General features: G+C 67.7%; 28 protein-coding genes. 14 read left to right on the top strand and 14 right to left on the bottom strand.

Annotated features, from left to right (window positions below):
* Positions 1–15: 15 nt before the first annotated feature.
* From NATPE_RS10550 to NATPE_RS23270, 3 genes are all read right to left on the bottom strand, one after another.
* On the bottom strand, positions 16–915 hold the full coding sequence (locus NATPE_RS10550) for a cytochrome c oxidase subunit 3 (protein ID WP_006180471.1): 900 nt from the start codon (positions 913–915) through the stop codon (positions 16–18).
* Between the two features lie 117 nt (positions 916–1,032).
* Positions 1,033–2,424: an NAD(P)/FAD-dependent oxidoreductase gene (locus tag NATPE_RS10545; protein ID WP_006180472.1), complete on the bottom strand. Its 1,392-nt coding sequence runs from the start codon at positions 2,422–2,424 to the stop codon at positions 1,033–1,035.
* Between the two features lie 71 nt (positions 2,425–2,495).
* The gene (locus NATPE_RS23270; RefSeq protein WP_006180473.1) at positions 2,496–2,624 is read right to left on the bottom strand and encodes a hypothetical protein; all 129 of its coding nucleotides are present in this window, start codon (positions 2,622–2,624) and stop codon (positions 2,496–2,498) included.
* Positions 2,625–2,779: 155 nt separating this feature from the next.
* Between NATPE_RS23270 and NATPE_RS10540 the strand changes: the two genes are divergently transcribed.
* Together NATPE_RS10540 and NATPE_RS10535 are read left to right on the top strand one after the other, a co-directional pair.
* Positions 2,780–3,748, top strand: a complete 969-nt coding sequence (locus NATPE_RS10540; protein ID WP_015299035.1) for a D-2-hydroxyacid dehydrogenase — start codon at positions 2,780–2,782, stop codon at positions 3,746–3,748.
* A gap of 155 nt (positions 3,749–3,903) precedes the next feature.
* A complete protein-coding gene (locus NATPE_RS10535) occupies positions 3,904–4,335 on the top strand; it encodes a universal stress protein (protein ID WP_015299034.1) in 432 nt (143 codons plus the stop codon).
* An 18-nt stretch (positions 4,336–4,353) separates the two neighbouring features.
* On the opposite strand, the gene NATPE_RS10530 is transcribed toward NATPE_RS10535, so the two are convergent.
* From NATPE_RS10530 to asd, 3 genes are all read right to left on the bottom strand, one after another.
* Positions 4,354–4,662: a HalOD1 output domain-containing protein gene (locus tag NATPE_RS10530; protein ID WP_006180476.1), complete on the bottom strand. Its 309-nt coding sequence runs from the start codon at positions 4,660–4,662 to the stop codon at positions 4,354–4,356.
* Positions 4,663–4,715: 53 nt separating this feature from the next.
* Entirely contained in the window at positions 4,716–5,360 is a 645-nt protein-coding gene (locus NATPE_RS10525; RefSeq protein WP_006180477.1) for a helix-turn-helix domain-containing protein, read from the bottom strand.
* 124 nt (positions 5,361–5,484) lie between these two features.
* Positions 5,485–6,519, bottom strand: a complete 1,035-nt coding sequence (gene asd / locus NATPE_RS10520) for an aspartate-semialdehyde dehydrogenase (RefSeq protein WP_006180478.1) — start codon at positions 6,517–6,519, stop codon at positions 5,485–5,487.
* A gap of 206 nt (positions 6,520–6,725) precedes the next feature.
* On the opposite strand from asd, the gene NATPE_RS10515 reads away from it, so the two are divergent.
* The gene (locus tag NATPE_RS10515; protein WP_006180479.1) at positions 6,726–7,007 is read left to right on the top strand and encodes a hypothetical protein; all 282 of its coding nucleotides are present in this window, start codon (positions 6,726–6,728) and stop codon (positions 7,005–7,007) included.
* A 153-nt stretch (positions 7,008–7,160) separates the two neighbouring features.
* Here the strand turns inward: NATPE_RS10515 and NATPE_RS10510 are convergent, their stop codons facing one another.
* The 3 genes from NATPE_RS10510 to NATPE_RS10500 all read right to left on the bottom strand — a co-directional run bounded on the left by NATPE_RS10510 (position 7,161) and on the right by NATPE_RS10500 (position 8,909).
* Complete coding sequence (locus NATPE_RS10510; RefSeq protein ID WP_006180480.1) at positions 7,161–7,352, bottom strand: 30S ribosomal protein S17e; 192 nt, start codon at positions 7,350–7,352, stop codon at positions 7,161–7,163.
* Positions 7,353–7,461: 109 nt separating this feature from the next.
* The gene (locus NATPE_RS10505) at positions 7,462–8,061 is read right to left on the bottom strand and encodes a DUF447 domain-containing protein (protein ID WP_006180481.1); all 600 of its coding nucleotides are present in this window, start codon (positions 8,059–8,061) and stop codon (positions 7,462–7,464) included.
* Positions 8,058–8,909 carry a triphosphoribosyl-dephospho-CoA synthase gene (locus NATPE_RS10500; RefSeq protein WP_006180482.1) on the bottom strand — a complete coding sequence of 284 codons (852 nt, stop codon included), beginning with the start codon at positions 8,907–8,909 and terminating at the stop codon, positions 8,058–8,060. The genes NATPE_RS10505 and NATPE_RS10500 overlap by 4 nt, the downstream gene beginning before the upstream one ends.
* 141 nt (positions 8,910–9,050) lie before the next feature.
* Here NATPE_RS10500 and NATPE_RS10495 point away from each other — a divergent pair, with 141 nt between their 5' ends.
* Positions 9,051–9,395: a cupin domain-containing protein gene (locus tag NATPE_RS10495; protein ID WP_006180483.1), complete on the top strand. Its 345-nt coding sequence runs from the start codon at positions 9,051–9,053 to the stop codon at positions 9,393–9,395.
* Between the two features lie 249 nt (positions 9,396–9,644).
* Here NATPE_RS10495 and NATPE_RS10490 read toward each other — a convergent pair whose 3' ends face one another.
* The 3 genes from NATPE_RS10490 to NATPE_RS10480 form a co-directional block, all read right to left on the bottom strand.
* Positions 9,645–10,406, bottom strand: a complete 762-nt coding sequence (locus NATPE_RS10490) for a beta/alpha barrel domain-containing protein (RefSeq protein WP_006180484.1) — start codon at positions 10,404–10,406, stop codon at positions 9,645–9,647.
* Positions 10,403–11,395, bottom strand: a complete 993-nt coding sequence (cofD, locus tag NATPE_RS10485; RefSeq protein ID WP_006180485.1) for a 2-phospho-L-lactate transferase — start codon at positions 11,393–11,395, stop codon at positions 10,403–10,405. Before cofD ends, NATPE_RS10490 begins: the two co-directional genes overlap by 4 nt.
* Positions 11,396–11,494: 99 nt before the next feature.
* Complete coding sequence (locus NATPE_RS10480) at positions 11,495–13,948, bottom strand: DUF5059 domain-containing protein (RefSeq protein ID WP_006180486.1); 2,454 nt, start codon at positions 13,946–13,948, stop codon at positions 11,495–11,497.
* Positions 13,949–14,369: 421 nt separating this feature from the next.
* Here NATPE_RS10480 and NATPE_RS10475 point away from each other — a divergent pair, with 421 nt between their 5' ends.
* Entirely contained in the window at positions 14,370–15,767 is a 1,398-nt protein-coding gene (locus NATPE_RS10475; protein ID WP_015299032.1) for an FAD-binding oxidoreductase, read from the top strand.
* Positions 15,768–15,802: 35 nt separating this feature from the next.
* Here NATPE_RS10475 and NATPE_RS10470 read toward each other — a convergent pair whose 3' ends face one another.
* On the bottom strand, positions 15,803–17,356 hold the full coding sequence (locus tag NATPE_RS10470) for a hypothetical protein (RefSeq protein ID WP_006180488.1): 1,554 nt from the start codon (positions 17,354–17,356) through the stop codon (positions 15,803–15,805).
* 115 nt (positions 17,357–17,471) lie between these two features.
* On the opposite strand from NATPE_RS10470, the gene ligA reads away from it, so the two are divergent.
* The 9 genes from ligA (at position 17,472) to NATPE_RS10420 (ending at position 24,924) form a co-directional block, all read left to right on the top strand.
* Positions 17,472–19,205 (top strand): ATP-dependent DNA ligase LigA, encoded by a 1,734-nt coding sequence (gene ligA, locus NATPE_RS10465; RefSeq protein ID WP_006180489.1) that lies wholly within the window; start codon positions 17,472–17,474, stop codon positions 19,203–19,205.
* Positions 19,206–19,335: 130 nt separating this feature from the next.
* Positions 19,336–19,836 (top strand): hypothetical protein, encoded by a 501-nt coding sequence (locus NATPE_RS10460; protein ID WP_015299031.1) that lies wholly within the window; start codon positions 19,336–19,338, stop codon positions 19,834–19,836.
* A gap of 228 nt (positions 19,837–20,064) precedes the next feature.
* Entirely contained in the window at positions 20,065–21,210 is a 1,146-nt protein-coding gene (gene hisC / locus NATPE_RS10455) for a histidinol-phosphate transaminase (RefSeq protein ID WP_006180491.1), read from the top strand.
* On the top strand, positions 21,207–21,779 hold the full coding sequence (locus NATPE_RS10450) for an adenylate kinase family protein (RefSeq protein WP_006180492.1): 573 nt from the start codon (positions 21,207–21,209) through the stop codon (positions 21,777–21,779). Before hisC ends, NATPE_RS10450 begins: the two co-directional genes overlap by 4 nt.
* Positions 21,776–22,390, top strand: coding sequence for a CDP-alcohol phosphatidyltransferase family protein (locus tag NATPE_RS10445; protein ID WP_006180493.1), 615 nt, complete (start codon positions 21,776–21,778; stop codon positions 22,388–22,390). The genes NATPE_RS10450 and NATPE_RS10445 overlap by 4 nt, the downstream gene beginning before the upstream one ends.
* An 84-nt stretch (positions 22,391–22,474) precedes the next feature.
* Positions 22,475–23,017: a multiprotein bridging factor aMBF1 gene (locus NATPE_RS21430; RefSeq protein WP_015299030.1), complete on the top strand. Its 543-nt coding sequence runs from the start codon at positions 22,475–22,477 to the stop codon at positions 23,015–23,017.
* 78 nt (positions 23,018–23,095) lie between these two features.
* Positions 23,096–23,740 carry a triose-phosphate isomerase gene (tpiA, locus tag NATPE_RS10430; protein WP_006180496.1) on the top strand — a complete coding sequence of 215 codons (645 nt, stop codon included), beginning with the start codon at positions 23,096–23,098 and terminating at the stop codon, positions 23,738–23,740.
* Between the two features lie 46 nt (positions 23,741–23,786).
* Entirely contained in the window at positions 23,787–24,227 is a 441-nt protein-coding gene (locus NATPE_RS10425; protein WP_006180497.1) for a hypothetical protein, read from the top strand.
* 58 nt (positions 24,228–24,285) lie between these two features.
* A complete protein-coding gene (locus tag NATPE_RS10420) occupies positions 24,286–24,924 on the top strand; it encodes a toll/interleukin-1 receptor domain-containing protein (RefSeq protein WP_006180498.1) in 639 nt (212 codons plus the stop codon).
* On the opposite strand, the gene NATPE_RS10415 is transcribed toward NATPE_RS10420, so the two are convergent.
* A complete protein-coding gene (locus NATPE_RS10415) occupies positions 24,897–25,577 on the bottom strand; it encodes a J domain-containing protein (protein ID WP_006180499.1) in 681 nt (226 codons plus the stop codon). The genes NATPE_RS10420 and NATPE_RS10415 overlap by 28 nt on opposite strands.
* Between the last annotated feature and the right edge of the window lie 14 nt (positions 25,578–25,591).

Here is a 25,591-nt window from a genome sequence, read left to right as displayed (position 1 = left end):
CAGGCCCCTTGCGGATCAGACCGACGCCCCGACGTAGAGAACGGTCACGAGAACGAGCCAGACGAGATCGACGAAGTGCCAGTACAGCGAGACGGTCGCGATCGAGGTGTCCCGGTCCGGTCCGTAGTGGCCCCGTAGCGCCCGCCAGCACAGGACCGCGATGGCCCCGACCCCGAGCGCGACGTGAAAACCGTGGAGCCCGGTCAGGCCGTAGAAGGCAGTCCCGAAGGCACCGCTATCGAGCGAAAAGCCCTCCACGGCGACGAACTCGTAGTACTCGTAGGCCTGCCCGGCGAGGAAGACGATCCCGAGCGCCAGCGTCGTCCCGAGGAACCCGAGGAAGCGTCGCCGGTTCCCCGCCTCGAGGGCCGCGTGCGCGTAGTGAAACGTGACGCTGCTGGCGAGCAAGATTGCGGTATTGGCGGCGACGAGCGAGCCCACGAGCGGCGGGAGTTCCGCGGGCGGCCACGCCCCGACCCTGACGAAGGCGTAGTAGACGAACAGCGCGCCGAACGTCGAGACGTCGGTCGCCAGAAAGAGCAGCGTCGTCGAGACGTACGACTCGCGGGACTCCGGTGACCCCGCGTCTCGAGCCGGCAGCAGAAACGCCTCCCGGAGCCAGCCGCCGATGCCGGCCAGCAGGACGGCCGCGCCGACGACGGCGAGGGCGACCCCGACGAGCGGTGGCACGAGCCCGGTTTCGGTACCCAGAACGGCGATCGCGACTCCGGCGTAGAGTCCGGCGGCTCCGGCGGCGGCGATCAACGGCCACCGGCTTCGATGCTCGTGGTCGTCGCCGTCACCGCGTCCGCGGTGGTCGCCGTACTCCTCGGGCGCTTGCCCCTCGGGGACGTGGTGACCGGAGCCGTCGGCTCGAGGGGGCGGAGTGCGGTCGGAGCCGTCACCGGTTCCCATAGGCGCGCTTCCACGTCGACGCCGAAAAAGGATCGCCGCGAACGTACGGTTAGGGTCGGCGTACGGCGACGGAACCGAAATTCGGGTCGCGGCCGCTGCCCGAGCCCCGAGGGCCGATCAGTAGAAGTAGTCGTCCTCGGCGAGCTGGACGTAGCCGCCGTCGCGGTACGTGAACTTCGTGCGCTTGTAGGTCGCGGCGATCTTCGCGGCGTCGAACCCGGCGGTGTACTTCCGTGCGATCAGGCCGTCGTCGGTGCCGTTGCCCTGCATGTCGTTGACGGTCGAGAACGCCCAGTCCCAGTCGTCGGGGCCGTAGTCGGCGACGATGTCGGCGAAGGCGACGTTGCGCAGGATCTCGTCGCCGATGGCGTCTTTCCAGATCTCGTTGTAGTTCTCGAGCGAGTCCGTTCCGGCGAGCCGGCCGGCGATCTTGCCGGTGCGGACGGCGACGTGGTAGCCACCCTCGTGGAAGGCCGAGGTGGTACCCATCGCACCGCCGGCGACGGCGATGTTCGCGCCGACGGGCGAGTCGATCGGCCTCGTCGAGGAGATGGGGTAGGTCTCGGTCCCCTTGGACTTGCCGCGGTCCTCGACGCGGGGGATGTCTTCCTCGATATCGTACTCGTCGCCGTACTCCTGTTCGAGGAGTCGGTTGATGTACTCGGCACCGGAGGGGATCCGGTCGTCGTCCGGCCGCAGGAGCTTGTAGGAGCCGGGATCCTCGACGTCCTCGAGTGTCATCCCGATCGGCATCGTCAGCCCGACGCGGGCGACGGTGCCGTCGTTGGGGAAGACCCACGGGTAGGCGGTTTCGCCGGGCATATACCCCCACCAGAACTTGAGTCGGTCCTCGAACTCCGCGAACAGTTCTTCGGGGAACTCCCGATACTCCTGATAGGCGATGTGATTCGCCTCCGGCGGCGAGAGGTGATCGGAGACGCTGCGGCCGGGCGCGGTGAACTGATCGAGGGCGTCGAGCGTGATCCGGCGCTGCGGACCGTCGGCCAGCACGACGTACTGGGCCTCGATCACGTCGCCGTTCGACAGCGTCAGCGTGTGGGTCGGCCCCTTCGGGCTCGAGGCCCGGAGGTCCGTCTCGAGGTCCTTGACGCCGACGCCGACCCGGAGATCGGCCCCGGCGTCGGTCGCGCGCTCGTGGAGCCAGTCGTCCATGCGGGCGCGATGGAAAGTGTACCCGAACTTCGGGTAGCTGGCGTCCATCCCGGTCGAGGTCAGCTCGACGGCGCTGTTCGGGCCGATGAACTCGGTGCCCTCGAGTTCCCGGTGGATGACGTCGTCGGGAATCTCGCGGTAGTCGAACTCCATGAGGTCGATCCAGTAGTCGAGCATTCCGGCGGCGTCGGTCGAGTCGGGACCCACTCCCTCCCGATCCTCTCGGGGGACCCCCTGCTCGAAGAGCACGGTTTCCGCGCCGTGGGCTGCCGATTGCTCGGCCGCGGACGCACCGGCGGGGCCGCCGCCGACGATCGCGACGTCTACGCGTTCCATACGACGTTCGGACTCAGCGCGTCATTATAAAAACTGCGAGGCGGACTGTCCGGCGAACGGACCAGTCGCGGTTAGAAGAGGCCTCTGGCCAGGACGAGCAAGACGCCGGAACCGATGATGAACCCGAGAAAGCCCGCGAAGATGATCGCCGCCTGTCGTCCGGTGAGCGATTCGCCGTCGAGAAACTCGTCTGAAGGCATACTGTCGGCGTTCGTGGCTCGCTCGCTTAAACGTGATGGTCACGTCATTTGATGGGTGGGACGCTGCCAGCGACTCGATCCCTCGAGGGGCGGCCCCGACCGCCCGCAGTGCCGCGAGACGAACGCTTTTGATCGCACTGGACGAGGATGGGGACATGAGTGAGGCCGACGCGCCGGACGTGCTGGTCCTCCGGCGTGGCACCCACGGGATGCCGGTCGAACAGTATGCCGACGCGATCCGTGAGCGACTCCCCGACCGCCGCGTCGAACTCGCGCGGACCCCCGCCGCGGAACGCGAGGCGATCCGGTCGGCGACGTTCGCGACCGGTATGACACTCGAGCGCGATCTCCTCGAGGCGGCCGACGCGCTCGAGGTTTTTGCCTGTGCCTACGCGGGGACGGGCCATCTCCCCCTCGAGGAACTCGAAGAGCGGGACGTCGCGGTGACCAACGCCTCGGGCGTCCACGGGCCGAACATCGGCGAACACGTGTTGGGCGCGATCCTGGGGTTCGTCCGGCGGTTCCACGTCGGCCGGCGGCGACAGGATCGCCGGGAGTGGCGCCACTACCGGGCCCACGAACTGCAGGGGTCGACGGTGACGATCGTCGGTCTCGGCGCGATCGGCGAGGCGGTCGCCGAGCGACTCGAGCCGTTCGGCGTCGAGACGATCGGGGTGCGGTATACGCCCGAGAAAGGCGGCCCGACCGACGAGGTGATCGGGTTCGAGGATAAGGCGTTCGACGACGCGCTCGCGCGGACGGATTACCTCGTCCTCGCGTGTCCGCTCACCGAAACGACGCGGGGGCTGATCGACCGCGAGGCGCTGGTCACGATCGACCCCGAGGCAGTGCTGGTCAACGTCGCCCGGGGCCCGGTCGTCGACACCGACGCGCTGGTCGCGGCGCTGCGCTCGAACCGGCTCCGTGGGGCCGCATTGGACGTTACCGATCCCGAGCCGCTGCCGGAGGATCACCCGCTGTGGACTTTCGAAAACGTACAGATTACGCCTCACAACGCGGGTCACACGCCCGAGTACTACGAGCGACTCGCCGACATCGTCGCCGAGAACGTCCGCCGGCGCGAGGACGGGGACGACGCCCTCGAGAATCAAGTGCTTCCCTGAGACGCGCCGACAGCCGGCCGCGGTGACCGCCGGCCGTGCCGTCCGCCGCCAGTCGATTCGACGCACCTTTTTGCCCCTTTGCGACGAACGGCGCGTATGGACAGCACAGACTGTGTGACTCGAGCGGACGCGTCCGTGTGGACGGGAGGCGGACGATGGTACTGACGTTCGACGGGCGGGTCCTCGTGCCCGTCGCCGACCCCGACGACGGCGAACGAACGGCGGCGGCGCTGGCCCCGTATCTCGGCCCCGAGAGTTCGGTACTCTTCGTCAACGTCATCGAGAAGGCGGGCGGTGCGCCGGACAAGGCCTCGGTCGAACAGCGCGAGGACTACGCCGAGGAGATCTTCGAGCGTGCCCGTGGGCCGCTCGCGGACCGAGCGGAGTCGGTGGAGACGGCGATCCTCTTCGGGACCGACGTCGTCGAGACGATCTTCGACGCGGCCGAGGAGCGCGATGTCGAGGCCGTCGTCTTCGAGCCCCGTGGAGGGAACCGGTTCGTGGAGCTACTCACCGGCGACGTGGCTCGACGACTGGTCAAACAGGCCGCGGTGCCGGTAGTCGCACTCCCGCGAACGGACGACTGACGGAGCAATGTGGAACACTCACTCGAGGGTGGCGAGTTCGACGCGGCCGGTCTGGTCGACGCCGACCCGGTAGCCCGCGTACTCGAACGTGACCGACCCGACGCAGCGGTCGGCCCCCGCCGTCGACTGGAAGAGCGAATCGAGCGCGGACGGGTCGATCACGTCGTACAGCGGGCCGAACTCGTCGGCGAGTTCGAGGGCGTCGAACGACGAGTCGGCCGCGATCGCGTCGATGACGGCCTCGCTCGGGGGCGTGTCCGGGTCGGCCTGGTGCGTACTGGTAGATTCGTGAAGCGTCAACCGGTCGGTGGTGGGCTCAGTTTCCATACACACGATACCGGCCGGCCGCGGGAAGCAACCACGATTGGAGGGCCAACCCTTCAAGTGGGGGCCGGTCCGCCGATTGTGTTCCGCAGGAGGTTGGCCTGCCCTCGCCGGAGGCGGGCGGACAGCGCCTGATCCGAGATGTCGAGTTTCGCGGCGACCGCGGAGAGCGTCGTCTCGCGGGGTACGTCGAAGTAGCCTTCCTCGAGGGCGACGATCAGTGCCTTCCGCTGGCGTTCGGTGATCCCGTACCGATCCCCGGCGGCGGCCGATTCCTCGAAGATACGCTGGATCCGGAACGGAATCTCTTTCTCACGACAGACGTCGCGATATGCGAACAGCGCCTCTCGGGTCGGTACGCGGGCCCGAATGCTCGTCTCCTCGGTGACGGTGATCTCCTGATACCCGATATCGTACTCCGCCGCCGTCGGATACGTCAGATGGGCCTGTCCCCGCTCCGACAGCGTGACGCTGTAGAGACGGCGATCGCCTGGATCCTCGAGCAGCGAGACGGCCGCGACGGTGGTGTCGTCGGCGAGCGCGGGTTCGACGCCCTCGAGGTCGTCGCCGTACATCCAGCAGACGAGTTTCGTCGACCCCGTCTCCGACTGATAGATCTCCTCGACGTCGATCCGGGAGACGGCATCGACGGTCCGTCGGAGGATCGGCGTCCCGATTTCGAACTCGACGATGAGTACCATGGGGCCTTCGCTCGAGGTACGTCGCCGGGACTGTTATACTACGGCACTAATTGGGTTGGTGCGTGTCGACGAGAGAACCGATCGGCCACTCGGCGGACGATCGAGGGGGAACGGCGTGTGCCGTTCAGATGTAGCCGTGTTCGAGCAGCAGTTCGCCGTTGAGGACGCTCGCGCCGGCGGCACCGCGGATCGTGTTGTGGGCCAGACAGTTGTACTGCAGGCCGAAGGGCGACTCCTGCAGCCCGCCCGCGGCGATGGCCATGCCGTCGCCCAGCGTGCGGTCCATCCGGGGCTGGGGTCGGTCGGGCTCCTCGAAGACGTGGATGAGCGGCTCGGGCGAGGAGCGGAGATCGAGCGACGGATACTCCCGCATGGCCTCGGCGGCCGCGTCGGCGGTGAGTTCCTCCGCGGTCTCGACCCAAACGTTCTCGAGGTGGCCGTCGATGGTCGGGATGCGGTTGCAGGAGGCCGCGACCGACATGTCGTTGTGCGACAGTTCGGCCCCGTCGAACTCGCCCAGCAGTTTGCGGGACTCGGTCTCGAGTTTGTCCTCCTCGCCGCCGATGTAGGGGATGGCGTTGTCGATGATCTCCATCGAGGACACGCCGTCGTAGCCCGCGCCGGAGACCGCCTGTAGCGTCGAGACGTGAACCTTCTCGAGGCCGAAGTCGGTCAGGGCGGCGAGCGTGGGGACGAAGGTGATCGTCGAGCAGTTGGGGTTTTTGACCATCGCGCCGTCCCAGCCGCGCTCGTCGCGCTGGACCTCGAGCAAGTCGAGGTGGTCGGCGTTGACCTCCGGAATCACGAGGGGGATGTCGTCGTCCATTCGGCCGTTCGAGGAATTCGAGGAGACGACGTAGCCGGCCTCACAGAAGCCGGGTTCGACTTCCGCACCGACGCTCGAGGGCAGCGACGAGAAGATCAGGTCGACGTCATCGGGGACCTCGTCGGGGTCGGTCGCCGTGACGGTCGTCTCGGCGACGTCCTCGGGAATGGGGCTGTCGACGCGCCACTTCGATGCCTGTCGATACGTCTTGCCGGCGCTTGCGTCGCTCGCGGTCAGGGCCGCGATCTCGAACTCCGGATGGGGGTCGAGCAATTGAATCAGTCGCTGTCCAACCGCACCGGTCGCACCGAGTACGCCTACTCGTACTGCCATTTTCCGGCACTCCGAGTCGTGTCCGCAAAACCGTTTGGGTTTTCGGTAGCGAGTGTCAATCGTCGAAGTTGCACACGTCGCCAACGCCGGCCGCCGACCGGCCGCGAGGATGGCGCTCCGAACGGATAGAAGATATTAAGAAAACGGAGCGGTACCTATCGATCGATGTACGACCGACAGGACCGACTCGAGGCGGCAGGCCAGAGGTGGTTCCGATGACGAGTTCGACCGCGAGTACTGGCGGGCTGTTCGATACCCCCTTTAGTATCGGTGCGACGGTGCTTGCGGCCGTCGCGGCGCTGGTCGGCGTCCTCTTCGCGTGGACGGGATACGCCGCCGCGGGCACCGACGAGGCGACGGCGGCGCTCCCGCTTTTGGGCTTCGAACTGAACATTCTGACCGGCTTCGTCGGGCTGTTGTTCGCCTTCGGCATCGCCTTGGTGGCGCTTGTCGCCGCGCTCTACATGGAACCCGGCTTCGGCGAGTAACTCGGTTTGCCGGCCCGGCCGTCGACCACCGATCGGCCCGGTCACAACGCGAGACGACAGCGTTGCGATAACTCACAGTAGCCGCGACAGCGGTCGCGGCGGAGACGCGTCGCTTCTCGGCTTGTGTGATCGATCCCGAGGTGAGAAAGCGAGTTATGCGGGGACTTCCGAGCCCTTCTTCCGGGTGACGTAGCCGGCGATCCGGTTGCGAACGCCCTTGGACTCGACGTTGGTGAGCTTCTCGACGCTTTCCTTGTTCTGTTCGAAGTCGGTCGTGAACGCCTCCGGGTACCGCTCGAGGAGGAGGGTCCCCGTCTTCTTGACGTAGGCCGGCTTGATTGCCATATCGAGTGGTTCATGGAGCGCGCCCTAAAGCCATTCGTTCTGCGGCGGCGACCGGTCGCCCACGGCCCCGCCACGACCGTGGCGTCCGCGTCGGTTCCGCGCCGTGCCCTCACCACCGCGACTGGTCGCGAACGCGCTCGAGGGCTTCCCGCTCTCGGGGGCCGCCGGCCCGCTCGACGACCGCGGCACAGTACTCGAGTCGGTCGCGTAACTCGCCCTCGTCGTATTCGTCGACCCCGAGCCGCGAGGCGGCGACGGTCGCCTCGACGACGGCTCCGAACCCGCGGTCGATCGTCGGGACCGTCTCGCGCTCGATCGCCGACTCGACGGGGCGAAGGGTCCACTCCTCCCACTCGGTGCCGCCTTCGCTGCCCGCGTCGATCCGCTCGACGGCGACCCGCGCCCAGGCGCTGGCAGCGTCGAGGACCGGCTCCTCGCGCTCGAGAATCGAGCAGGCGGCGTCGGCGAAGACGACGGGGTCGTCGACGAACTGGACGTAGGCCTCGCCTTGTCGGTGGAAGTTTCGCCGGGTGCGGGTGTTCCCCCACGTCCGCGCGGTGACGGGATCGCTGGCGTGGAGTCCGAGGGCGGCGGCGTTCCACAGCCCGTTCGGGCCGAGCGTGGTCACGACGGTTTCGGTGACGCCGGCGAGATCGACGGGCCACGTCGCGTCGTTTTCGGCCTCACTCGAGTCTCGCTCACCGCTCATACCGTGATCGACCCCCGCTCGAGGCCCACGAACAGCCCCGCGGCCGTGATGTCGGCCGTCGTCCCGGGGTTGACCCCCCGCTCGACGAGGTCGTCGGCGAAGGCCTCGACGGCCCGGCGATCCGTCTCGAGGGCGTCGTCGGCGACCAGTGCCGCTGCTCTGTCGGTCACTTCGCGGGCGGTCGCCTCGTCGTGGCGCGTCGCGACGAGGGTGTCGGGCCGCTCGGCGAGCAGGGAGAGAAAGACCGCGGCGGTCCGGTCCGAGAGCGGGCCGTCGGCGGCCGCGAACCGCTCAGCGGCCGCGAACGACCGATCGAACCCCTCGACCCACTCGCGGGCGACGCCGTCGCCGGGGACCGACTGCTCCATGATATCCAGCAGCGTCAGTCCGCGCTCTTCGAGGGCCGGCACCGCGTCCGAGCCGCGGCGCACGTCGAGGGCGTCCAGCTCCGCTGGCGGCTCGTCGACGGCGACGTCGACGTGGTCGAACGCCCGGTAGAAGCCCGCCGCGTCGGCGACGGTCGTCTCGTGGACGACGGCTTCGGCGGCCGATCGGGAGAGGTCCTCCTCGGCGGCCCGGACCAGCGGCACGAGCAACAGCAGGGCCCCGAACTGCGTGTTTCCGCCCTCCTGCGTGGCCATCCCCTCGACGGCTCGTTCGAAGGCCGATCCGACCGCTGTGCCCGATGCCGCCCGCTCGAGTCCGTCCCGGGCGCCGACGGCCCCGGCGAGGAAGTGTTCGAACCGCAGGTCCGTGAGGTCGCGCTCGCGGTCGACGTTGCCCGGTTTGGGCGTCCCCGCGACCTCGAGGAGCAGGGCCAGTTCCGCGTTCTGGGCCGACGTTCGCATACGGATCGCTGCGTGCCGAGGCGGCTTAGGGGTGGGGGTTCGCGGCGACTCGAGTCGCGTCGATCGACGGGGCGAGGGCCGTTCCCTGCAACGGGTTCGCCGTCCCATCGATTTAAGCCTCGAGGCGAGCATTCATCGCGTATGGGCTACGATACCGTTGCCAAGACCGATCCGGACTCAGTCATCGACGAGGAGTGGGGCGGCATGTGGTTCCTCAAGGAGCCACTCGCCACTGAGGAACTGGGGATCTCGATCCTCGAACTCGAGCCCGGCGGCAAGGGGATGGAACACGCCGAGGCGGAGTCGGGACAGGAGGAAGTCTACTACGTCGTCGAGGGACGGGTCGACGTCGACCTGACCGACGCGGGCGAGACCGTGACCCTCGAGACCGACGAGGCGATCCGGCTCGACCCCGAGGAGTCGCGTCAGATCTTGAACCAGTACGACGAGCGGGCAAAGCTCGTGTTGGTCGGCGCGCCGTTGTGACCAGTTAGGAGCATCGACTGGCTCCGGGTGGTATTTTTGCATCGTCCGACTGAGACCGCTCCCACGGATCGTTCCGAGAGCAATTCGAAGACCACGAGCGCGCTGCTACCGTGGCAACACGAAGGAGCCACGCCCTCCCCAACCGATTCACTCGCACGGCGTCATCGGCCGTCCTCACTCACCGTTCGGCCGGCCGACAGCGCGCGCCACCACGCGCCGGCCGTCGAATCCGGCGCATGCGCGACGGCGCTATCGGCTCGCCTCGAGCCCCAGCCGCCGATCCACGGCGTCGCGGACCCGCTCGAGGACGGCGGGGTTGTCGCTGGGGCGACCGACGCTGACCGCGTCCGCGCCGTAGTCGACGTACTCGCAGACGGTCTCGTCGTCGCGGACGCCGTTGTTGGCGATGACGAAGAGATCGGTCGCATCGACCACGTCGGCGACGACGGACTCGCTGTCCATCGCGTCGACGTGGACGAACGCCGCGCCCGCGCGCTCGAGTCGGGTAGCGAGCGCCGGGAGGTCGACACCGGGGACTTCCGCGCGGACCTTCACGCCGACGGTTGCGCCGGTGTCGGCTGCTCTGGCGACGTAAGTTGTGAGGCGCTCGCCGTCACGCAGCAGGGTTTCGCCGCAGCCGACGGCACACAGCTCGTCTTGGCGGCAGTGGGCGTTGATCTCGAGGTACGCGTCCCGGTCCCGGCAGACCCGGGCGGCGTCGACGACCGGTTCGATCGTGGTACTGCGGACGTTGAACGCCGGCTGGATCGGGACGTCCGCGAGCGCGTCGAGTTCGCCCTCGAGAAAAGAGAGCGGATCGTCGGGGAGGAACTCGGTCCGATCGCGGGCAACGAGTTCGCGCGCGGCCGCACGTGAGTCGTCGTCGAGCGCGATCCCGCCGAGGAACGCGGCCCCCGCGTACTCCGCCCCGGCCCGCGCCCAGTCGGCGTCGGCCTCGCCGCTGAGGCTGGCCAGCGCGAGCGGCGGTGTGAACGGTAGCTCGTTGCTCATGCCACGCGCTCGATCGCCGCCTCGATCGCGCGGATCACGCGGGCCGCGTCCTCTCGGGAGTCGATCCCGATATCGGTCCTGACCGCCGGAGCTTCGAAGGTGGCGTCGTCGCTCTCGTCGATCACGAAGGCGTCGGCGAAGGGATAGGCGGTCGCCAACCCCGCAGTGCTTGGCTTTGCGTTGACCGCCGCCATGAGGTCGCCGGCGGGCCCGGAGAACGCGTCGTCCCCGAGGAACGGCGAGACGGCGACGACCGTGGTCTCGGCGAGCGCCTCGGCGACGCCCGGCAACGCGAGCATCGGTCCGATACTGGTGACCGGATTCGAGGGGCCGATGACGACGGTGTCGTCGAGCGCCTCGAGGACGCCCGGTGCGGGCTCGGCCTGTGAGGAGCCCCGAAACTCGACGGTGTCGACGGTCGGCTCGCCCCGGCGGGCGACCCAGTACTCCTGAAAGTGCATCAGCCCCTCGTCCGTGTGGACGAGGCTGGCGACGGGATCGTCGCTCATCGGGAACAGGTCGATCGTAAGTCCGAACCCGTCGGCGAGTTGCTGGGTCGCCTCGCTCAGCGTGTAGCCTTCGTCGAGGAGGCTGGTCCGCGTGATGTGGACGGCCCGGTCGCGATCGCCGATCGTCATGAACTCGGCGACTCCCGAAAAGCGCCGCCAGTTCGCGAGGTCGCGGCCGTCGGTCTGTTTCTCCTCGGGGAGGTACTGCGGACCGTCGGGGAGGTCCGCGGCCGACGCGATGTCTTTCAGCGCCGAGTTCGTTCGATGCGTATCGCCCTCGATACCCCACCACGTCTCCCGGTCAAGGATCCCACCGCCCTGAAACAACAGCGTATCGACGTCCGGCGAGACGAAGAGTCCGCCGAGTTCGATGTCGTCGCCCGTGTTGGCGACGACCGTGGTCTCCTCCGGCGAGAACGCGGCGGCAGCGCCGTCTAACAGCTTCGGCGTGCCGGTGCCCCCGGAGAGGAAGGTTACCATACCCGCAACTCTCGAGCGAGGGTACTTAATCGCTTTCGGCCGACCGCGGGTGTGGCCGGTGACGGAGTGTACGTGGTCGGATCGACGCGATCCGATCGGTTACTCGACGACGACGGTCCCGACCATCCCGGCCTTCTCGTGAGGAATACAGACGTACTCGTGTTCGCCGGTCGTCTCAAAGGTGTGGACGTAGGACTCGCCCGACTGAACTGCGCCCGTGCCGTTCTCCCAGCCCTCGCGGGCGGCGTCCTCGCCATCGAACCCACCCGAGGCCCAGTAGTCGGCATCGTCCGGAATCCGGTCCTCGTAGGCCGTGACGGAGTGGGGTTCGCCGGCCGCGTGTTTCCAGGCGACGGTGTCGCCCTGCGCGACGGTGAGCGTCTCCGGTTCGAACGCGACGGCCTCCATATCGACGACGTGGTCGGCGTCGTTCGGAACGCCTTCGACGACGTTCGGCCCGCCCTCGAGGTCGGTCTCCGAACCGGACCCCTCGCCGGAGTCGCCCGTTCCGTCGCCGCTCGGGGCGGCGTCGGGCGCGCCGGCGACCGCGAACTGTGCCCGCAGCGCCGCCGTCGCGAACGTTTCGGCGGCCGCCTCGACGTCCGAACCGTCCTCGAGCGCACCGATGTAGTCCTCGAGCGCCGCCTCGAAGCCCTCGTAGATATCGTGGTCGGCCTCCTCGAGGAGTTCGTGGGCCCGTGCTTCCTCGAACGCCGCGAACACGTCCGATGCGAGCGACGCGGCGGCGTCACTGAACGAGCCGCCCGCGTCCGCGACGACGGTATAGGTCGCTTCGATCGCCTGCTCGTTGAACGCCCGGACTGCCGCGCTCACGTCCCCGCCGTCGGCGGCGGCGTTGCGGGCATCACCGAGGGCCGCTTCGAACGATTCGTAGCGATCGTGGTCGGCTTCCTCGAGCGCCTCGTGGAAGCCGCCGGCACCGCGTTCGAAGTCCTCGAAGATCTCTTGCAGCACGGTTTCCGCACGATCCGCCGCACCGAGGACGTCCAGTACGCCCGCGTCGAACGCCCGGGCCGCCATCGCGGCGCTCTCGACGGCGCTGACCTGTGCGGTCGTCCCTGCCGTCGTTTCGAACTCGAGCAGCGTTGCCTCGAGGCCGTCGGCGTGGTCGGCGACGGCCGCGTCGTCCTCGTTCTCGAACGCATCGATCAGCCCGTTCAGGTGTTCGTCCTCGAACGTCTCGTAGAGGTCGTGGTCGGCCTCCTCGAGCGTCTCGTGGAAGTCGGCCTCGTTCGCTTCGAAGGTCTCGAACAGCCCGCTGGCGATTTCGGCGGCGACCTCGCTCTCGCCGAGTCGGTACCGCTCGACGGCGTCGCCGAGCCGGGCCCTGAAGAAGTTCGCCTCGAGCAGAGCGGGTTCGACGCCGGTTCCCAGCGCCTCGATCCCGGTCACGACCCCGTCATCGACAGCTTTGACAGCGTTCGCGACCGCTTCGGCGTCGTCGTTTTCGATAGCCGTCGCGAGCGCGTCGAGTCCGTCCTCCTCGAACCGGTGGTAGGCGTCCTCGCTGGCTTCCTCGAGGGCCTCGTGTGCGCGAGCGCCCTCGAAGTGGGCGAAGGCGTTCTCGACGACTCGCCCTGCCGCGTCTCCGTGTCCGCGCTCGAAGAGCCAGGCGGCGTCGTGTGCCCGTGCCCGATAGCCGGTCAGTGCGGCCGCGTGTGCGAACGCCGTCGACGGCCCGCCCAGTCCCGAAAGCGCCGCGGCGTCCCAGCCACGGGCCTGATAGGTCGCGATCTGACCGGCCCCCGCCGCCGACTCGGACGGTGCGAGGGCGTACGCGCCCTCGTTGGCCGCCGCGAGCGTGTCCGTCGCGCTCGAGCGGACGCCCTCGAGGTCTTCTTCTCCCGCGGCCGCCGCGACGGCCTCGAGGGCGCTCTCGAACCGCTCGTAGATCTCGCCGTCGGCCTCCTCGATCGCGTCGTGGACCGCGGCCTCCTCGAACCGCTCGAGCGCGTCGGTCGCGACCGTTTCGGCGGCGTCGAAGGCACCGGCCTCGGCGGCGACGACGGCGTCGGCCGTCGACGTACCGATCGACTGGAGATCGAGCGCCTGTGCCGTCTCCTCGCCGACGAGCGCCGTTTGGGCCTGGCCGAGTTCGTCACTGCCGATGACGGTTTCCTCGCGTGCCCGGCCGATGTCCCCGCGATCGAGGCCCTCCGTCCGGAGTTCGCCGAGGGCTTCCTCGAACGCCTCGTAGCGGTCGTGATCCGTTTCCTCGAGGACTTCGTGGGCGTTGTACTCGCCGCTTGCGGTCTCGAACCGTTCGAACGTGTCGCCGGCGATGGCGGCACCCGTTCCGGTCTTCCCGGCTTCGCCCGCCGCGAGCGCGTCCCACAGGCGGGCCCGCATCGCGTTCCACTCGGCGGCGACGGCTCGCTCGGCCGGCTCGACGGTCGCCGATTCCTCGTCGCTCGGGCCACCGTCGTCCGTGGACTCGTCGTCCTCGTCGCCGTCGCTGGAACAGCCGGCGAGGGCGAGACTCGCGATTGCGGCGCCGCTCCCCTTCAACCACGTCCGTCGTGTCTGTCGCATATTTTTTAGGCCAGCCTAAAAGTATATATGGCCTTCGATACTTCCCGGACGAACAGACGGAATAATAACACAGGCGCGGCTCACGACACCGTCTTTCATCGGGACGGCGAGTCCTCCCCAGATGTTTAGGTCTACCTAAACTCCTTATCGGGAGAACTGAGGGCAATAATATGAATATTTTCCCGAATATGTTGTAGCGGTTGCGGCGCGGGATCGTGGATGGGTCCATCTCGGTAATGCCAGTTCGAGCGGATCCGCTCGCTGTGGGTACTACGCGTACTCACCCCACTCCGTGACAGGCTTGTTCGTCGGATACGCCCCGACACGCCTGTCCTCGAGTCTCTCCCGCCCTCGGACCTATCTTAATTATTAATTATGTGCAGCTATATCTCCGAGCGAGGCGTATAGAGACCGAAGGACGATGGCAGTGATGACCACACCCGTAGACGACGGTGCAATAGACGGATTCCGCGAGGGGCTTCACGGCGAGTTGCTCCGTCCCGGGGATCCGGACTACGACGAAACCCGAACGATCTGGAACGGAATGATCGACAAGCGGCCGGCACTCATCGCTCGTTCGAGGGGCGTCGCGGACGTGATCGTGGCGGTGGAGTTCGCCCGCGAACAGGAGATGGTTCTCGCGGTTCGCGGTGCCGGGCACAACATCGCGGGGAACGCGGTCTGTGACGACGGGCTGATGCTCGACCTCTCGGCGATGCAGTCGGTTCGTATCGATCCGGGGGCACAGACTGCCCGCGTCGAGCCCGGGGCGACCCTCGGCGACTTCGACCACGAGGCACAGGCGTTCGGGCTGGCGACACCGACCGGAATCAATTCGACGACCGGGATCGCGGGGCTCACGCTCGGCGGCGGCTTCGGCTGGTTGACTCGCAGGTACGGAATGACGGTGGATAACCTGCGGTCCGTGGACATCGTCACTGCCGACGGCGAACTGCGTCACGCGAGCGAGACGGAAAACGCGGATCTCTTCTGGGGGATTCGGGGCGGTGGCGGCAACTTCGGCGTCGTTACCTCCTTCGAGTTCGACCTCCACGAAGTCGGCCCCGAGATCCTCTCGGGACCGATCGTCTACGCGGGCGAAGACGCACGGGACGTCATCCGGCACGTCCGGGATTTCAACGAGGACGCACCGGAGGAAGCCGCCGTCTGGGTCGTCCTCCGGAAGGCACCGCCCCTGCCGTTCCTCCCCGAAGACGTCCACGGCGTCGGCGTCGTCCTCGTCGTGACGTTCTACGCCGGAGACATGGTGGAGGGAGCGGAGGTCTTGGCTCCGCTCCGTGAGTACGGAGACCCGATCGCAGATGCTGTCGGCCCCCACCAGTACGCGGCCTTCCAGCAGGCGTTCGATCCGCTACTCACCGAGGGGTCCCGGAACTACTGGAAGTCACACAACTTCAGTGAACTCTCGGACGACGCCATCGATACCGCGGTCGAGTACGCAGCCGACCTTCCGTCGGCGCTGTCCGAGATCTTCTTCGCGCAACTCGGCGGCGCGATGGCACGTGTCCCCTCGGACGCCACGGCGTACCCCCATCGGGACGCCGAATACGCCATGAACGTCCACACGCGGTGGGAGGATCCCGCCATGGACGACGAGTGCATCGCCTGGTCGCGGGCGTTCTTCGACGCGATGGCACCGCACGCGACCGGCGGCGTCTACGCGAACTTTATCAGCGAGGCGACGGGCGAGGAGGACCTCGCTTACGGGCGAAATGGGGACCGGCTGGCCGAGATCAAGGCCGAGTACGATCCGGAGAACCTGTTCCGACTGAACCAGAACGTCGAACCGGCCCGGTAACCCTTTTTCGTCCGCGACCACCGCGTTCTGAGTCGCTATTCGCCGATCCAGTCCGCGAAGCTCCCCTCGAGTAACGTCTCCGACTGGCGGGCGACGTACGTCTGCTGCATCGCCTCGATCGCCGCCTCGAGGTCGGCTCCGTCCGCGAGCGCGGTCTCGACCTGCTCGCGCTTCCAACTGGCTGGCGTCACGCCCTGTCGGACGCGTCGCCGGAGCGGGTAGAGGTACTTGGCGGCGTCTTCCTCGCTCAGCCCGCGGTTGGTCAGCCCGTCCTCGGCGTGGGCCAGCAGGTCCTCGTAGAGTGCGAGGCTGTCCGACGTTTCCTTCCCGTCGTTCGTGATCCAGGTGAGATCCGCCTCGAGCCCGTCGGTCATGGCGGCGTAGAAGTTCTCCCGGGCGAACTGCCAGTCGAGTTCGACGACGGGATGTTCGAGTCGGGTCAGACTCTCCATCAGGCCGGCGAAGGCCGCGAGGAACGCGACCGAGTCGCGGACCGTCGGCTGGGCGGGAATGGGGCGGAACTCGATGCGGGCGTTGGCCGCCGAGCGCGTCGGACCGCCGAAGACCGGGCGGATCCACCGCCAGTAGGTGCCGTGTTTCCGGCTGAAGTGGGGGAACTGGTCGTCGAAGCGTTCGCCGGGCTCGACCGGCATCGGGACCATGGTGTCGTCGGCGGCGATCCGATCGATCGCCTCGTCGACGGACGCGAGATCGCGCGGGAAGCGGACCTTCCCCTCGCCCGTCGTCGGATCGTTGAGGACGGTCTCGAAGACGCTGATACGGTATTCCATCCAGCCGTCCCGGAGGATCGCCTCGGGGCTCGCGTCGTCGTCGTAGAGATCGGCCGGGAAAAAGGGCGAGTTGACTCCCAGCGCGAGCAGCGGGCCCGCGACCCGCAGCGCGTAGTTGAAGTACTCGGGGAGGTCCGGGGCGTGGGACACCTGATAGTGGGGCTGGATCGACGTGATCAGGCTCTCGGGCATGACGGTGTCGCCCTGCAGCGAGACGTGGGGCGCTTCGATTCGCATCCCCGCAGCTTCGGCTCGGTCCGTGTTCGCCATCGCGTGATACCGGGCCGAGTCGCTCATGTTCGTCGCGACTCGGACCGCGCGTTCGGTTCCATCGTCGTCCGTCGTCGTCCGCTCGACGCTGTCGGTGAGATAGGTCGCCGCGTCCTCGCCCTCTGGCGGGAGCGTCCAGAGCGCGTCGCTGACCAGTCGCATCCGTTCGGACTGGGTCACGTTCAGTGCCGTCCGCAGGCGGGCCTTGACTTCCGCCTCTTGGGCGGTCAGCCCGTCGGCGTTCAGCGGCTGCGGGCTCGTCGTCATCTCGGCGTTGTGCAGCCCTAACTCCTTCTCGAAGCCGATCAGCTCGAGCAGCCGGCGCGGAACCCGCCGCAGAGCGCAATCGTCGGCCTTGACCGCGTAGAACTCGTACTCGAGGCCGACGATCGCCTGCGGGTTGTCGAAGACTCCCTCCTCGACGCCCTCTTTGATCACCTCGGCGTCCGCTTCGGCCGACCGGCGGAAGTCGTCGGCGTCGACCGACAGGACGTCCGCGACCCGTGCGGCGAGTTCCTCCTCGGACATACCACCGAGTGCGTACCCGATCGCCTTGAAAGGCGGCCATCGGTTCCGTCGTGGGCCCGATCCGAACCGTCCGGTCTCAGAACCGTTTTACTCCCCCCGGCGATACACACCGCCGATGGAGTTCGCCACGTTCGCCGACCGCGCCGGGACGATCGACGCCGAACCCGCCGACCTCGAGATCGTCGCCCACGTCAGGGACCTGCTCGCGGCGGCCGACGACGAGATCGAGGTCGTCGCGCGGTTCGTCCAGGGGCGGGTGTTCCCCGCCTGGGACTCGACGACGCTCGACATCGGCCCGAGCGCGTGTTACGAGGCGATCGCCCGCGCGGCGGGGCAAAACGTCAGTAGCGACGACGTCGAGGACCGACTCGCCGACGTGGGCGAGATCGGCGACGTGGCGGCCAGCTACGAGTTCGGCGGCCAGCAGGGCCTCGGCGCGTTCACGGATGGCGACGGCGGAACCGGTGACGATCTCACCGTCCGCGAGGTCGCCGACACTCTCACTGAACTGGCCGCCGCCGAGGGATCGGGCAGCCACGACCGGAAGGTCGACCTCCTCTTTGGCCTGTTCAACCGCGCCTCGAGCGAGGAGGCGCGCTATCTCGCCCGACTCGTCCTCTCGGAGATGCGCATCGGCGTCGGCGAGGGGACGGTCCGAGATGCCATCGCCGCGGCCTTCGAGGTCCCCGAGGACCGCGTCGAACGCGCCCTACAGGTGTCGAACGACTACGGACGGGTCGCCCGAATCGCACGAGACGAGGGCGTTGTGGGGCTCGACACCATGGACCTCGCGGTCGGCCGCCCCGTCCAGGCGATGCTCGCACAAGCCGGGACCGTGACCGACGCGCTCGAGGAGTGGGGGACGGCCGCGGTCGAGTGGAAGTACGACGGGGCGCGGATTCAGTTGCACCACGACCCCGCGGGCATGGACGACGGCGACGGCTCGACGGTCGAGACCCGCGTCTTCTCGCGGAACATGGAGGACGTCACCGACGCCCTTCCCGAGGTCGTCGAGTTCGCCGCGGAAACCCTCGAGGCCCCCGCCATCCTCGACGGCGAGGTCGTCGCCGTCGACGACGACGGCTCGCCGCTGCCGTTCCAAGAAGTTCTCAAGCGGTTCCGCCGGAAGCACGATGTCGCGAAGGCCCGCGAGAACGTCTCGGTGCGCCCCGTCTTCTTCGACTGTCTGCACGCCGACGGCGAGGACCTGCTCGCGGACCCGCTGACGACCCGCCACGACCGGCTCCGGTCGGTGCTGGTCGATTCCGGTGCCGATGGCGATGCGGGCGACGCGGTCGCGGACGAGGACATCGAGGGCCTCTCCCTGCTCTGGACCACCGACGATCCCGACGAGATCGAGTCGATCGACGCCGACGCGCTCGAGGCCGGCCACGAGGGGATCATGCTCAAGGATCCCGAATCGACCTACTCGCCGGGCCGACGGGGGAAACACTGGCGCAAGCGCAAGCCGGACGTGGAGACCATCGACTGCGTCGTCACCGGTGCCGAGTGGGGCGAGGGCCGACGCGCGACCTTCCTCGGGACCTTCGAACTCGCCGTGCGCGCGGGTGACGAGTTCGAGACCGTCGGCAAAGTCGCAACCGGGATCACCGACGAGAAATTAGAAGAGCTGACCGACCTGCTCGAGCCCCACATCGTCGCCGAGGCGGGACAGGAAGTCGACCTCGAGCCCGCGGTCGTCTTCGAGGTCGGCTACGAGGAGATCCAGTCCTCGCCGACTTACTCGTCGGGCTATGCGCTTCGGTTCCCGCGGTTTCTGGGCGTGCGGTACGACAAGGACCCCGAGGGCGCGGACTCGCTCGAGCGCTTACAGCGCCTGCAGGCGTGACGAGTCGGGGTAGAATCGACGCATCGCCCTCGGTCTCGAGGGCCGGGTCGACGAGTCACGGCGACCCACTTGGAACGGATATATAGAAGAACTAGTTATTTTTATGCAGTCATACGCGGATCGGCGACCTATGCCCTCCAGACGAACGTTTCTGCGTACTGTCGGTGCCGTGACGGGCGGTCTCGGAGCCGGCTGTCTGTCGTCTCTCGGTGCTGTCAGTGGATACGTGCAACTGAAGTCGATCGAGGGGTGGTACGCTGCGGCTGACGGCTGGGGAAACGATCCCATCATGTCCGTCCAGCTGAGTTCCCCGCCGGGTGGCGAACCGGAGCTGGGATATCTCGATCCCGAGTGGGAGGACCGCTTCGACACGCCCCGAGAACCGGTCGCTTCCGACGACTTACACGACGACTTCGATCGAACCTACGACACCATCGTCTACACGGTCGGCGTTTGTAGCGAGGAATGGATCGACGGACGGGACGACGACGGGGAGGGCTGTCATAACGATTCGGTGTCTCGAGAGGAGTTCAACATGGTTCAGGTCCACGATCAGGCGAGCGCGTCGTTCGAGGATCACGATCTCTCCATTCACTCGCGGGAAGGGACGTGGGCGTTCGAATCGGAGTGACCGACGACTCAGCCGGAATGTAGCGTTCGCTGACGTATTCGCGGCGCACCTGTCTGTGACTTCCACGGTCTCCGCGCACTCCCGAACTGAGCCGTCGCCGAGCGGGCGTGTCGTCGGCGGGGCCGCAGGATTCGGACCCGAGCGTTCCGGACCGCGACGATCACCGGCGATCTCCCGTCCCGAAGACAGGTAAGCACCCTTAAGACCCACGACCGACAGGATTCCCGTATGCAACCGCGCGACCTGTCCGATCACGTCGCTTACGAGGCGGGTCGAGGCATCGAGGAGGTCGCCCGCGATCTCGACCGGGACCCCTCCGAGTTCATCAAACTCGCCTCGAACGAGAACCCCCACGGCCCCTCACCGGCCGCCGCCGTCGCCATCCGGGAAACGGCCTCGAGCGTGAGTTCCTACCCCAAAGCCGCCCACGCCGATCTCACGACCGCCGTCGCCGGCCGCTGGAACGTCACCGACGACCAGGTTTGGCTGGCAAACGGCGGCGACGGGGCGATAGACTACCTCCACCGGACGACGCTGAACCCGGACGACGACGTCCTCGTTCCCACGCCCGGCTTCGCCTACTACGGGATGAGTGCCCGATTTCACCACGGCGGCGTCCGTGAGTACGCTCTCTCGAAAGCCGACGACTTCACGCAGGACGCCGACACCGTCCTCGAGGCTTACGACGGCGAGCGCGTGATCTGGGTCACGAGCCCCCACAACCCGACGGGCTCGACGATGCCCCTCGCGGAGATCGAACGCCTCGCAGACGAGACCGACGAGGAAACCCTGATCGCCGTCGACGAGGCCTACGGCGAGTTCGCCGACGAGGAAAGCGCCATCGCGTTGCTGGACGGCTGGGACGAGTTCGAGGCCCGCGACGACGTCGCGGTCCTCCGGACGTTCTCGAAGGCCTACGGACTGGCCGGCGTTCGCCTCGGCTACGCCGTCGTGCCCGACGAGTGGGCCGACGCCTACGCCCGCGTGAACACGCCCTTCGCGGCGAGCGAACTCGCCTGTCGGGCCGGGCTCGCGGCCATCGACGACGAGGAACACGTCGTCCGGACCGTCGAAACAACCCGCGAATCCCGCGCGTACATGCGCGACGACATCGACGCCCACGTTTGGGAGAGCCAGGGCAACTTCGTCCTCGTCGACGTCGGCGACGCTTCGGCCGTCGCCGCCGAGATGCAGGAACGCGGCGTCATCGTTCGTGACTGCTCGAGTTTCGGTCTCCCTGGCTGTGTCCGCATCACCTGCGGAACCGAAGACGAAACGGAACGGGCCGTCGCAACGCTCAACGAGGTCCTCGCCGACCTCGACGTCGAATCGTCCCCGGCGGACGAGTCGGATACGGAGGTCGCCGACACATGAGAGTCGCCGTCACCGGCACGCCCGGCACCGGGAAGACGACCGCGACGGAACTGCTCGAGTCGCGGCTGGCTGACGAGGAGGCCGCTCCGAACGCGGCGACGGACGCCGACGGCGAATCGGCCCCCGATCTCGAGGTGATCCATCTCAACCGCGTCCTCGAAGCGGAAGGGCTCTACACCGAGGTTGATGCCGACCGCGAGAGCAAGGTCGCGGACCTCGAGGCCCTCTCCGAGTGGCTCGCCGGCCGGGACGACGCCGTTGTCGAGTCCCACCTCGCGCATCACTTCGACGCCGACCGCGTGGTCGTCCTGCGGTGTCACCCCGAGACGCTCGAGGAACGCCTGCTCGAGCGCGGCGAGACCGCCGCGAAGGCCGAGGAGAACGCCGAGAGCGAGGCGCTGGACGTGATCCTCTCGGAGGCCGTCGAGGAACACGGCCTCGAGTCGGTCTACGAGGTCGACACGACCGATCGCGATCCGGACGAGGTTGCGGCAGCACTCGAGGCGGTCGTTGCGGGCGAGTGCGAGCCAAGCGCCGGCGAGGTCGACTTCATCGGGTACCTGACATGACGCTCGACAAGTTCCGGCCGTACGTCTCGCGGTTTCTCGACCCCTTCGTCAAGGGCTTTGACCGCGTCGGTATGACGCCAAACGGCGTGAGCGTCGTCGCCTTCGGGATGGCGATCCTCGCCGCGGTCGCGTTCGCACTGGGCGGGCTCGAGGACCCGGTCTGGTACGCCGTGGCCGCCGCGCTGGTCTTTCTCAATGGCTGGCTCGACATCGTCGACGGCGCGCTCGCGCGCGAACAGGAGGTCGCGTCGGCGGGCGGCGACCTGCTGGATCACGTCCTCGATCGCTACGCCGACATCGTCGTCATCGCAGGGTTGGCCGCGGGCGTCGAGGACTACCTGCTCGGCTTCGCGGCCGTGACCGGCGTCGTGATGACCTCGTATCTCGGCACGCAGGCACAGGCCGTCGGCCTCGATCGGGTCTACGGCGGGCTCGTCGGGCGCGCCGACCGGCTGGCGATCATCGGGATCGTCGGCTTTCTGGCCTATCCGATCACGGGGCCGATCGTCGGCGGGTTCACGCTCGTTGGGCTCCTGTTGGTCTTCCTCGCGGTCGTCGGCCACCTGACCGCACTCCAGCGCTTCTATTACTCCTGGCAAGCCCTCGAGTGAGCGCCGCTGTGGCCCGCTTCCGCCCTTTTTGACGGGCGGGAGCGCGCCGCATGCTTTATCCCTGATCACGATATAGGAACGGACATGGTTCAGTGTGAGATGTGTGGGGCCGAGACATCGTCCCCGAAGACGATCAAAGTCGAGGGCGCGAAGCTAGACGTGTGTTCCGACTGTACGGACTTCGGTACCGAGGTCAAACAGCCCTCGAGTTCGAGTTCGTCGACGAAGTACTCGACCGGCTCGAGTTCGTCGTCCTCGAGCGGGGGCGGCCAGTCGTCCGGCTCCACGAGTTCGTCGAGTTCCGGTGGCTCGAGCCAGCGCCGCTCGGACATGTTCGACGACATGGACGAGTTGGCGACCGACTACGACGACCGGGTTCGCAACGCCCGCGAGAGCAAGGGTCTCAGCCAGTCCGAACTCGCGAACGAACTCAACGAGAAGGCGAGCCTGATCCGCAAGATCGAACGCGGCGATACCCTCCCGAGCGACCGAGTGCAGTCCGAACTCGAGAGCTTCCTCGAGATCAACCTGAACGCCGAAGGGGCGTCCGGCGAGGACTCGGAGTGGTCCGGCGGCTCCTCGACCGGCAGTTACACGCTCGGCGACGTCGTCAAGCGCAAGGACTAACGGCGACGTCCGGTCCGCCCTCGGTTCCCGTACCGCCGACTCGCAAGCTATTTCTTTCGTGCGGGTGGGGTTGCGGATATGTTCGTCCTCGTCAACCTGAAGACGTATCCGTGTGATCCGGTCGCGGTTGCGGAAGCCGTCCGCGACGTCGACGAAACGACCGACGCACGCTTGGCGGTCGCACCCGCGGCGACCCACATCGAACGGGTCGCCGAGACCGGAGCCGAGACGTGGGCCCAGCACGTCGATCCGATCGATCACGGGAGCAACACCGGCCACGCCCTCGCGGAACACGTCGCCGACGCGGGCGCGGTCGGGACGCTGATCAACCACTCCGAGCGGCGACTGAAACTGGCCGACATCGACGGGACGGTCCGTGCGGCCCAGCGGGCCGACCTCGAGACGATCGTCTGTGCGAACAATCCGGCCCAGATCGGTGCCGCAGCGGCGCTCGGTCCCGACGCCGTCGCCGTCGAGCCCCCCGAACTCATCGGAACGGGGACGCCGGTCAGCCAGGCCGATCCGGACGTCGTCGAGGACGCGGTCGCGGCTGCGGCCGACGTCGACCCCGACGTGTCGGTCCTCTGTGGGGCCGGCATCAGTACGGGCGACGACGTCGTCGCCGCGGGCGATCTCGGTGCCGGCGGGGTCTTGCTGGCAAGCGGCGTCGCGAAAGCCGACGACCCGAAGGCTGCCCTCGAGGATCTCGTCGCGCCACTGTAAGTCACCCGCCGTCCCACTTTTCTCCCTGTCGCTCGAAGGTGTGTGTATGAGTGACAACAACTCCGCGTCCGACGGTGGGACGGAGACGGCGACGCATCCGGTCTCGGTCGCGCTCGAGAACCGACTGATGAGCCACGGCTACTACGTGACGTCGTTCGAGTGGCTGGACGGCGAGGGCGAGGCCACGACCCCCGACGACGGCGTCGGGGTCGTCCTCGAGTACGAGGCCGTGTCCGACGCGCCCGCGGTCACGCGCGACGAGGTCGGGGCCGTCCTGCGGACGCTGCTGTCGATCGGCGAGGAGCGGTCGTGGACGCCCGGTCGTCTCGAGGTGACCTCGTTCGCGACCGACGGGGCGGTCCGGGGGCGCTGGCACGTCGAGCGCGAGTGGTTCGACCGGCTCGGGGACGACCTCTCGCAGGTGGAGTTCTCGGGGTTGGTCCTCGGGACGGTCCGGGACCGGCCGAGCGGACGTGACACCGATTAAATACGTCCCGGAGATAGATTAATAATGGTTCGCGCCAGTCCTTGTCGTAGACGATTCCATGACCGGCGAGCAGGTGTACGTCTCCCACGCGCCCGACGATCTCGACCTCGTGCAGGACCTGTTCTCGACGGTCAAGAACTTCCCCTTCGGCGTCCACATTGCACACGAGGAGGTTGAATCCGGCCGCTCGCGAACGCGACTCGAGGGACGACTCGCCAACAGCGACCTCGTCGTCGCGGTACTGACCGAGGGAGCGGCCGACGACGAGTGGATCAATCAGGAAATCGGCTACGCGGTGGCCAAGGGGATTCCCGTACTGCCGCTGTTCGACGAGGGGATCGACCGGCGAGGGTTCGTCAGCGACGTCGACGGCGTGACGATCGATCGCGGTGATCTCTCCGCGACGATCTTCAACCTGCTGTGTCGGCTCCGAAGCGAACTCGCGCCGCTGGGCGCGCTGTCGGTTCCGAACTGGTATATCCGGTTCCCGTGTACGATCCCCGACTGCAGGGGGCCGGTCACGCTCGAACTCGAACACGATCAGTCCAAGCTCTGGAAGCTCCATGCACACGGCAAGTTCCTGACGGCCTCGTGTGCGGACTGTGGGATCACGTACTACTTCGAGCCGGCGACGATCGGCTTCATGGGTCGTGAGAACGTGCCAGCGTCTCAGTCCTCGTCCCGAAGCCGGTCGTAGGCGTCCCGAACGAGTTTGAACGCCGACTCGCTGCCGCTCTTGCGGTCGGGGTGGGCGCGTTTGACCTGCTCGTGAAACGCCTCTCGGAGCCGCTCGTCGCTGACGGCCCGCTCGAGGCCCAATACGTCGCGGGCCTCGGTCTTTCGCATGGCGACGTCGGCGACGATGCCGCGCTCCTCGGCATCGGCTTTGCAGTCCGAACATAGCTGTTCGGTCCGCTCGTCGATCGTGGTCACGCGGAACCGCTCCTCGTCGACCCACTCCCGGCACTGTGTGCATCGGGTTCGCTCGTCGGTGTCGCCGGTATCGGTCGCGTCGGCGTTCCCGTCGGTTGCCGGGCCATCTCCTTCGGCCCCAGCATCGGGACCGGGGGCCTCGGCCGCACACGACGGACAGCAGGTCAACACGGTGCCGTCCGACAGCACGACGTCCTCGAGTTCGGTCGCGAGGAACGTGCCGGTACACCCGTCACAGGCGGCCCGCCGCTGATCGAGCGACGCGCCCTTTCGGGCGGCTGCCCTGGCGTGTGGCTCACACTCCGGACAGCACGCCACCCGTTCGCCGTCCGGCATCGTCACTGTCGTGAGATCCTCGAGCGCGACCGTCCGGCCACAGCCGTCGCAGCCGGCCTGTCGTTCACCGACCACTGCCATTACCCGGGCGGTTC

The organism is Natrinema pellirubrum DSM 15624, assembly GCF_000230735.2.
GTDB lineage: Archaea > Halobacteriota > Halobacteria > Halobacteriales > Natrialbaceae > Natrinema > Natrinema pellirubrum.
Note: the sequence above shows the minus strand (reverse complement) of the source record. Positions and strands in the feature narration are given on the sequence as shown.

What these genes read in the sequence shown, in the direction of transcription:
- NATPE_RS10425 (WP_006180497.1), top strand. Translation starts at nt 23,787, where the DNA reads ATGAGTGACAACAACTCCGCGTCCGACGGTGGGACGGAGACGGCGACG.
- NATPE_RS10510 (WP_006180480.1), bottom strand. Translation starts at nt 7,352, where the DNA reads ATGGCAATCAAGCCGGCCTACGTCAAGAAGACGGGGACCCTCCTCCTC.
- NATPE_RS10415 (WP_006180499.1), bottom strand. Translation starts at nt 25,577, where the DNA reads ATGGCAGTGGTCGGTGAACGACAGGCCGGCTGCGACGGCTGTGGCCGG.
- asd (WP_006180478.1), bottom strand. Translation starts at nt 6,519, where the DNA reads ATGGCAGTACGAGTAGGCGTACTCGGTGCGACCGGTGCGGTTGGACAG.
- NATPE_RS10495 (WP_006180483.1), top strand. Translation starts at nt 9,051, where the DNA reads ATGGGCTACGATACCGTTGCCAAGACCGATCCGGACTCAGTCATCGAC.
- NATPE_RS10545 (WP_006180472.1), bottom strand. Translation starts at nt 2,424, where the DNA reads ATGGAACGCGTAGACGTCGCGATCGTCGGCGGCGGCCCCGCCGGTGCG.
- NATPE_RS10505 (WP_006180481.1), bottom strand. Translation starts at nt 8,061, where the DNA reads ATGAGCGGTGAGCGAGACTCGAGTGAGGCCGAAAACGACGCGACGTGG.
- NATPE_RS10420 (WP_006180498.1), top strand. Translation starts at nt 24,286, where the DNA reads ATGACCGGCGAGCAGGTGTACGTCTCCCACGCGCCCGACGATCTCGAC.
- NATPE_RS21430 (WP_015299030.1), top strand. Translation starts at nt 22,475, where the DNA reads ATGGTTCAGTGTGAGATGTGTGGGGCCGAGACATCGTCCCCGAAGACG.
- NATPE_RS10475 (WP_015299032.1), top strand. Translation starts at nt 14,370, where the DNA reads ATGGCAGTGATGACCACACCCGTAGACGACGGTGCAATAGACGGATTC.
- NATPE_RS10470 (WP_006180488.1), bottom strand. Translation starts at nt 17,356, where the DNA reads ATGTCCGAGGAGGAACTCGCCGCACGGGTCGCGGACGTCCTGTCGGTC.
- NATPE_RS10530 (WP_006180476.1), bottom strand. Translation starts at nt 4,662, where the DNA reads ATGGAAACTGAGCCCACCACCGACCGGTTGACGCTTCACGAATCTACC.
- cofD (WP_006180485.1), bottom strand. Translation starts at nt 11,395, where the DNA reads ATGGTAACCTTCCTCTCCGGGGGCACCGGCACGCCGAAGCTGTTAGAC.
- NATPE_RS10500 (WP_006180482.1), bottom strand. Translation starts at nt 8,909, where the DNA reads ATGCGAACGTCGGCCCAGAACGCGGAACTGGCCCTGCTCCTCGAGGTC.
- NATPE_RS10490 (WP_006180484.1), bottom strand. Translation starts at nt 10,406, where the DNA reads ATGAGCAACGAGCTACCGTTCACACCGCCGCTCGCGCTGGCCAGCCTC.
- NATPE_RS23270 (WP_006180473.1), bottom strand. Translation starts at nt 2,624, where the DNA reads ATGCCTTCAGACGAGTTTCTCGACGGCGAATCGCTCACCGGACGACAG.
- NATPE_RS10535 (WP_015299034.1), top strand. Translation starts at nt 3,904, where the DNA reads ATGGTACTGACGTTCGACGGGCGGGTCCTCGTGCCCGTCGCCGACCCC.
- tpiA (WP_006180496.1), top strand. Translation starts at nt 23,096, where the DNA reads ATGTTCGTCCTCGTCAACCTGAAGACGTATCCGTGTGATCCGGTCGCG.
- ligA (WP_006180489.1), top strand. Translation starts at nt 17,472, where the DNA reads ATGGAGTTCGCCACGTTCGCCGACCGCGCCGGGACGATCGACGCCGAA.
- NATPE_RS10525 (WP_006180477.1), bottom strand. Translation starts at nt 5,360, where the DNA reads ATGGTACTCATCGTCGAGTTCGAAATCGGGACGCCGATCCTCCGACGG.
- NATPE_RS10480 (WP_006180486.1), bottom strand. Translation starts at nt 13,948, where the DNA reads ATGCGACAGACACGACGGACGTGGTTGAAGGGGAGCGGCGCCGCAATC.
- NATPE_RS10540 (WP_015299035.1), top strand. Translation starts at nt 2,780, where the DNA reads ATGAGTGAGGCCGACGCGCCGGACGTGCTGGTCCTCCGGCGTGGCACC.
- NATPE_RS10550 (WP_006180471.1), bottom strand. Translation starts at nt 915, where the DNA reads ATGGGAACCGGTGACGGCTCCGACCGCACTCCGCCCCCTCGAGCCGAC.
- hisC (WP_006180491.1), top strand. Translation starts at nt 20,065, where the DNA reads ATGCAACCGCGCGACCTGTCCGATCACGTCGCTTACGAGGCGGGTCGA.
- NATPE_RS10460 (WP_015299031.1), top strand. Translation starts at nt 19,336, where the DNA reads ATGCCCTCCAGACGAACGTTTCTGCGTACTGTCGGTGCCGTGACGGGC.
- NATPE_RS10450 (WP_006180492.1), top strand. Translation starts at nt 21,207, where the DNA reads ATGAGAGTCGCCGTCACCGGCACGCCCGGCACCGGGAAGACGACCGCG.
- NATPE_RS10445 (WP_006180493.1), top strand. Translation starts at nt 21,776, where the DNA reads ATGACGCTCGACAAGTTCCGGCCGTACGTCTCGCGGTTTCTCGACCCC.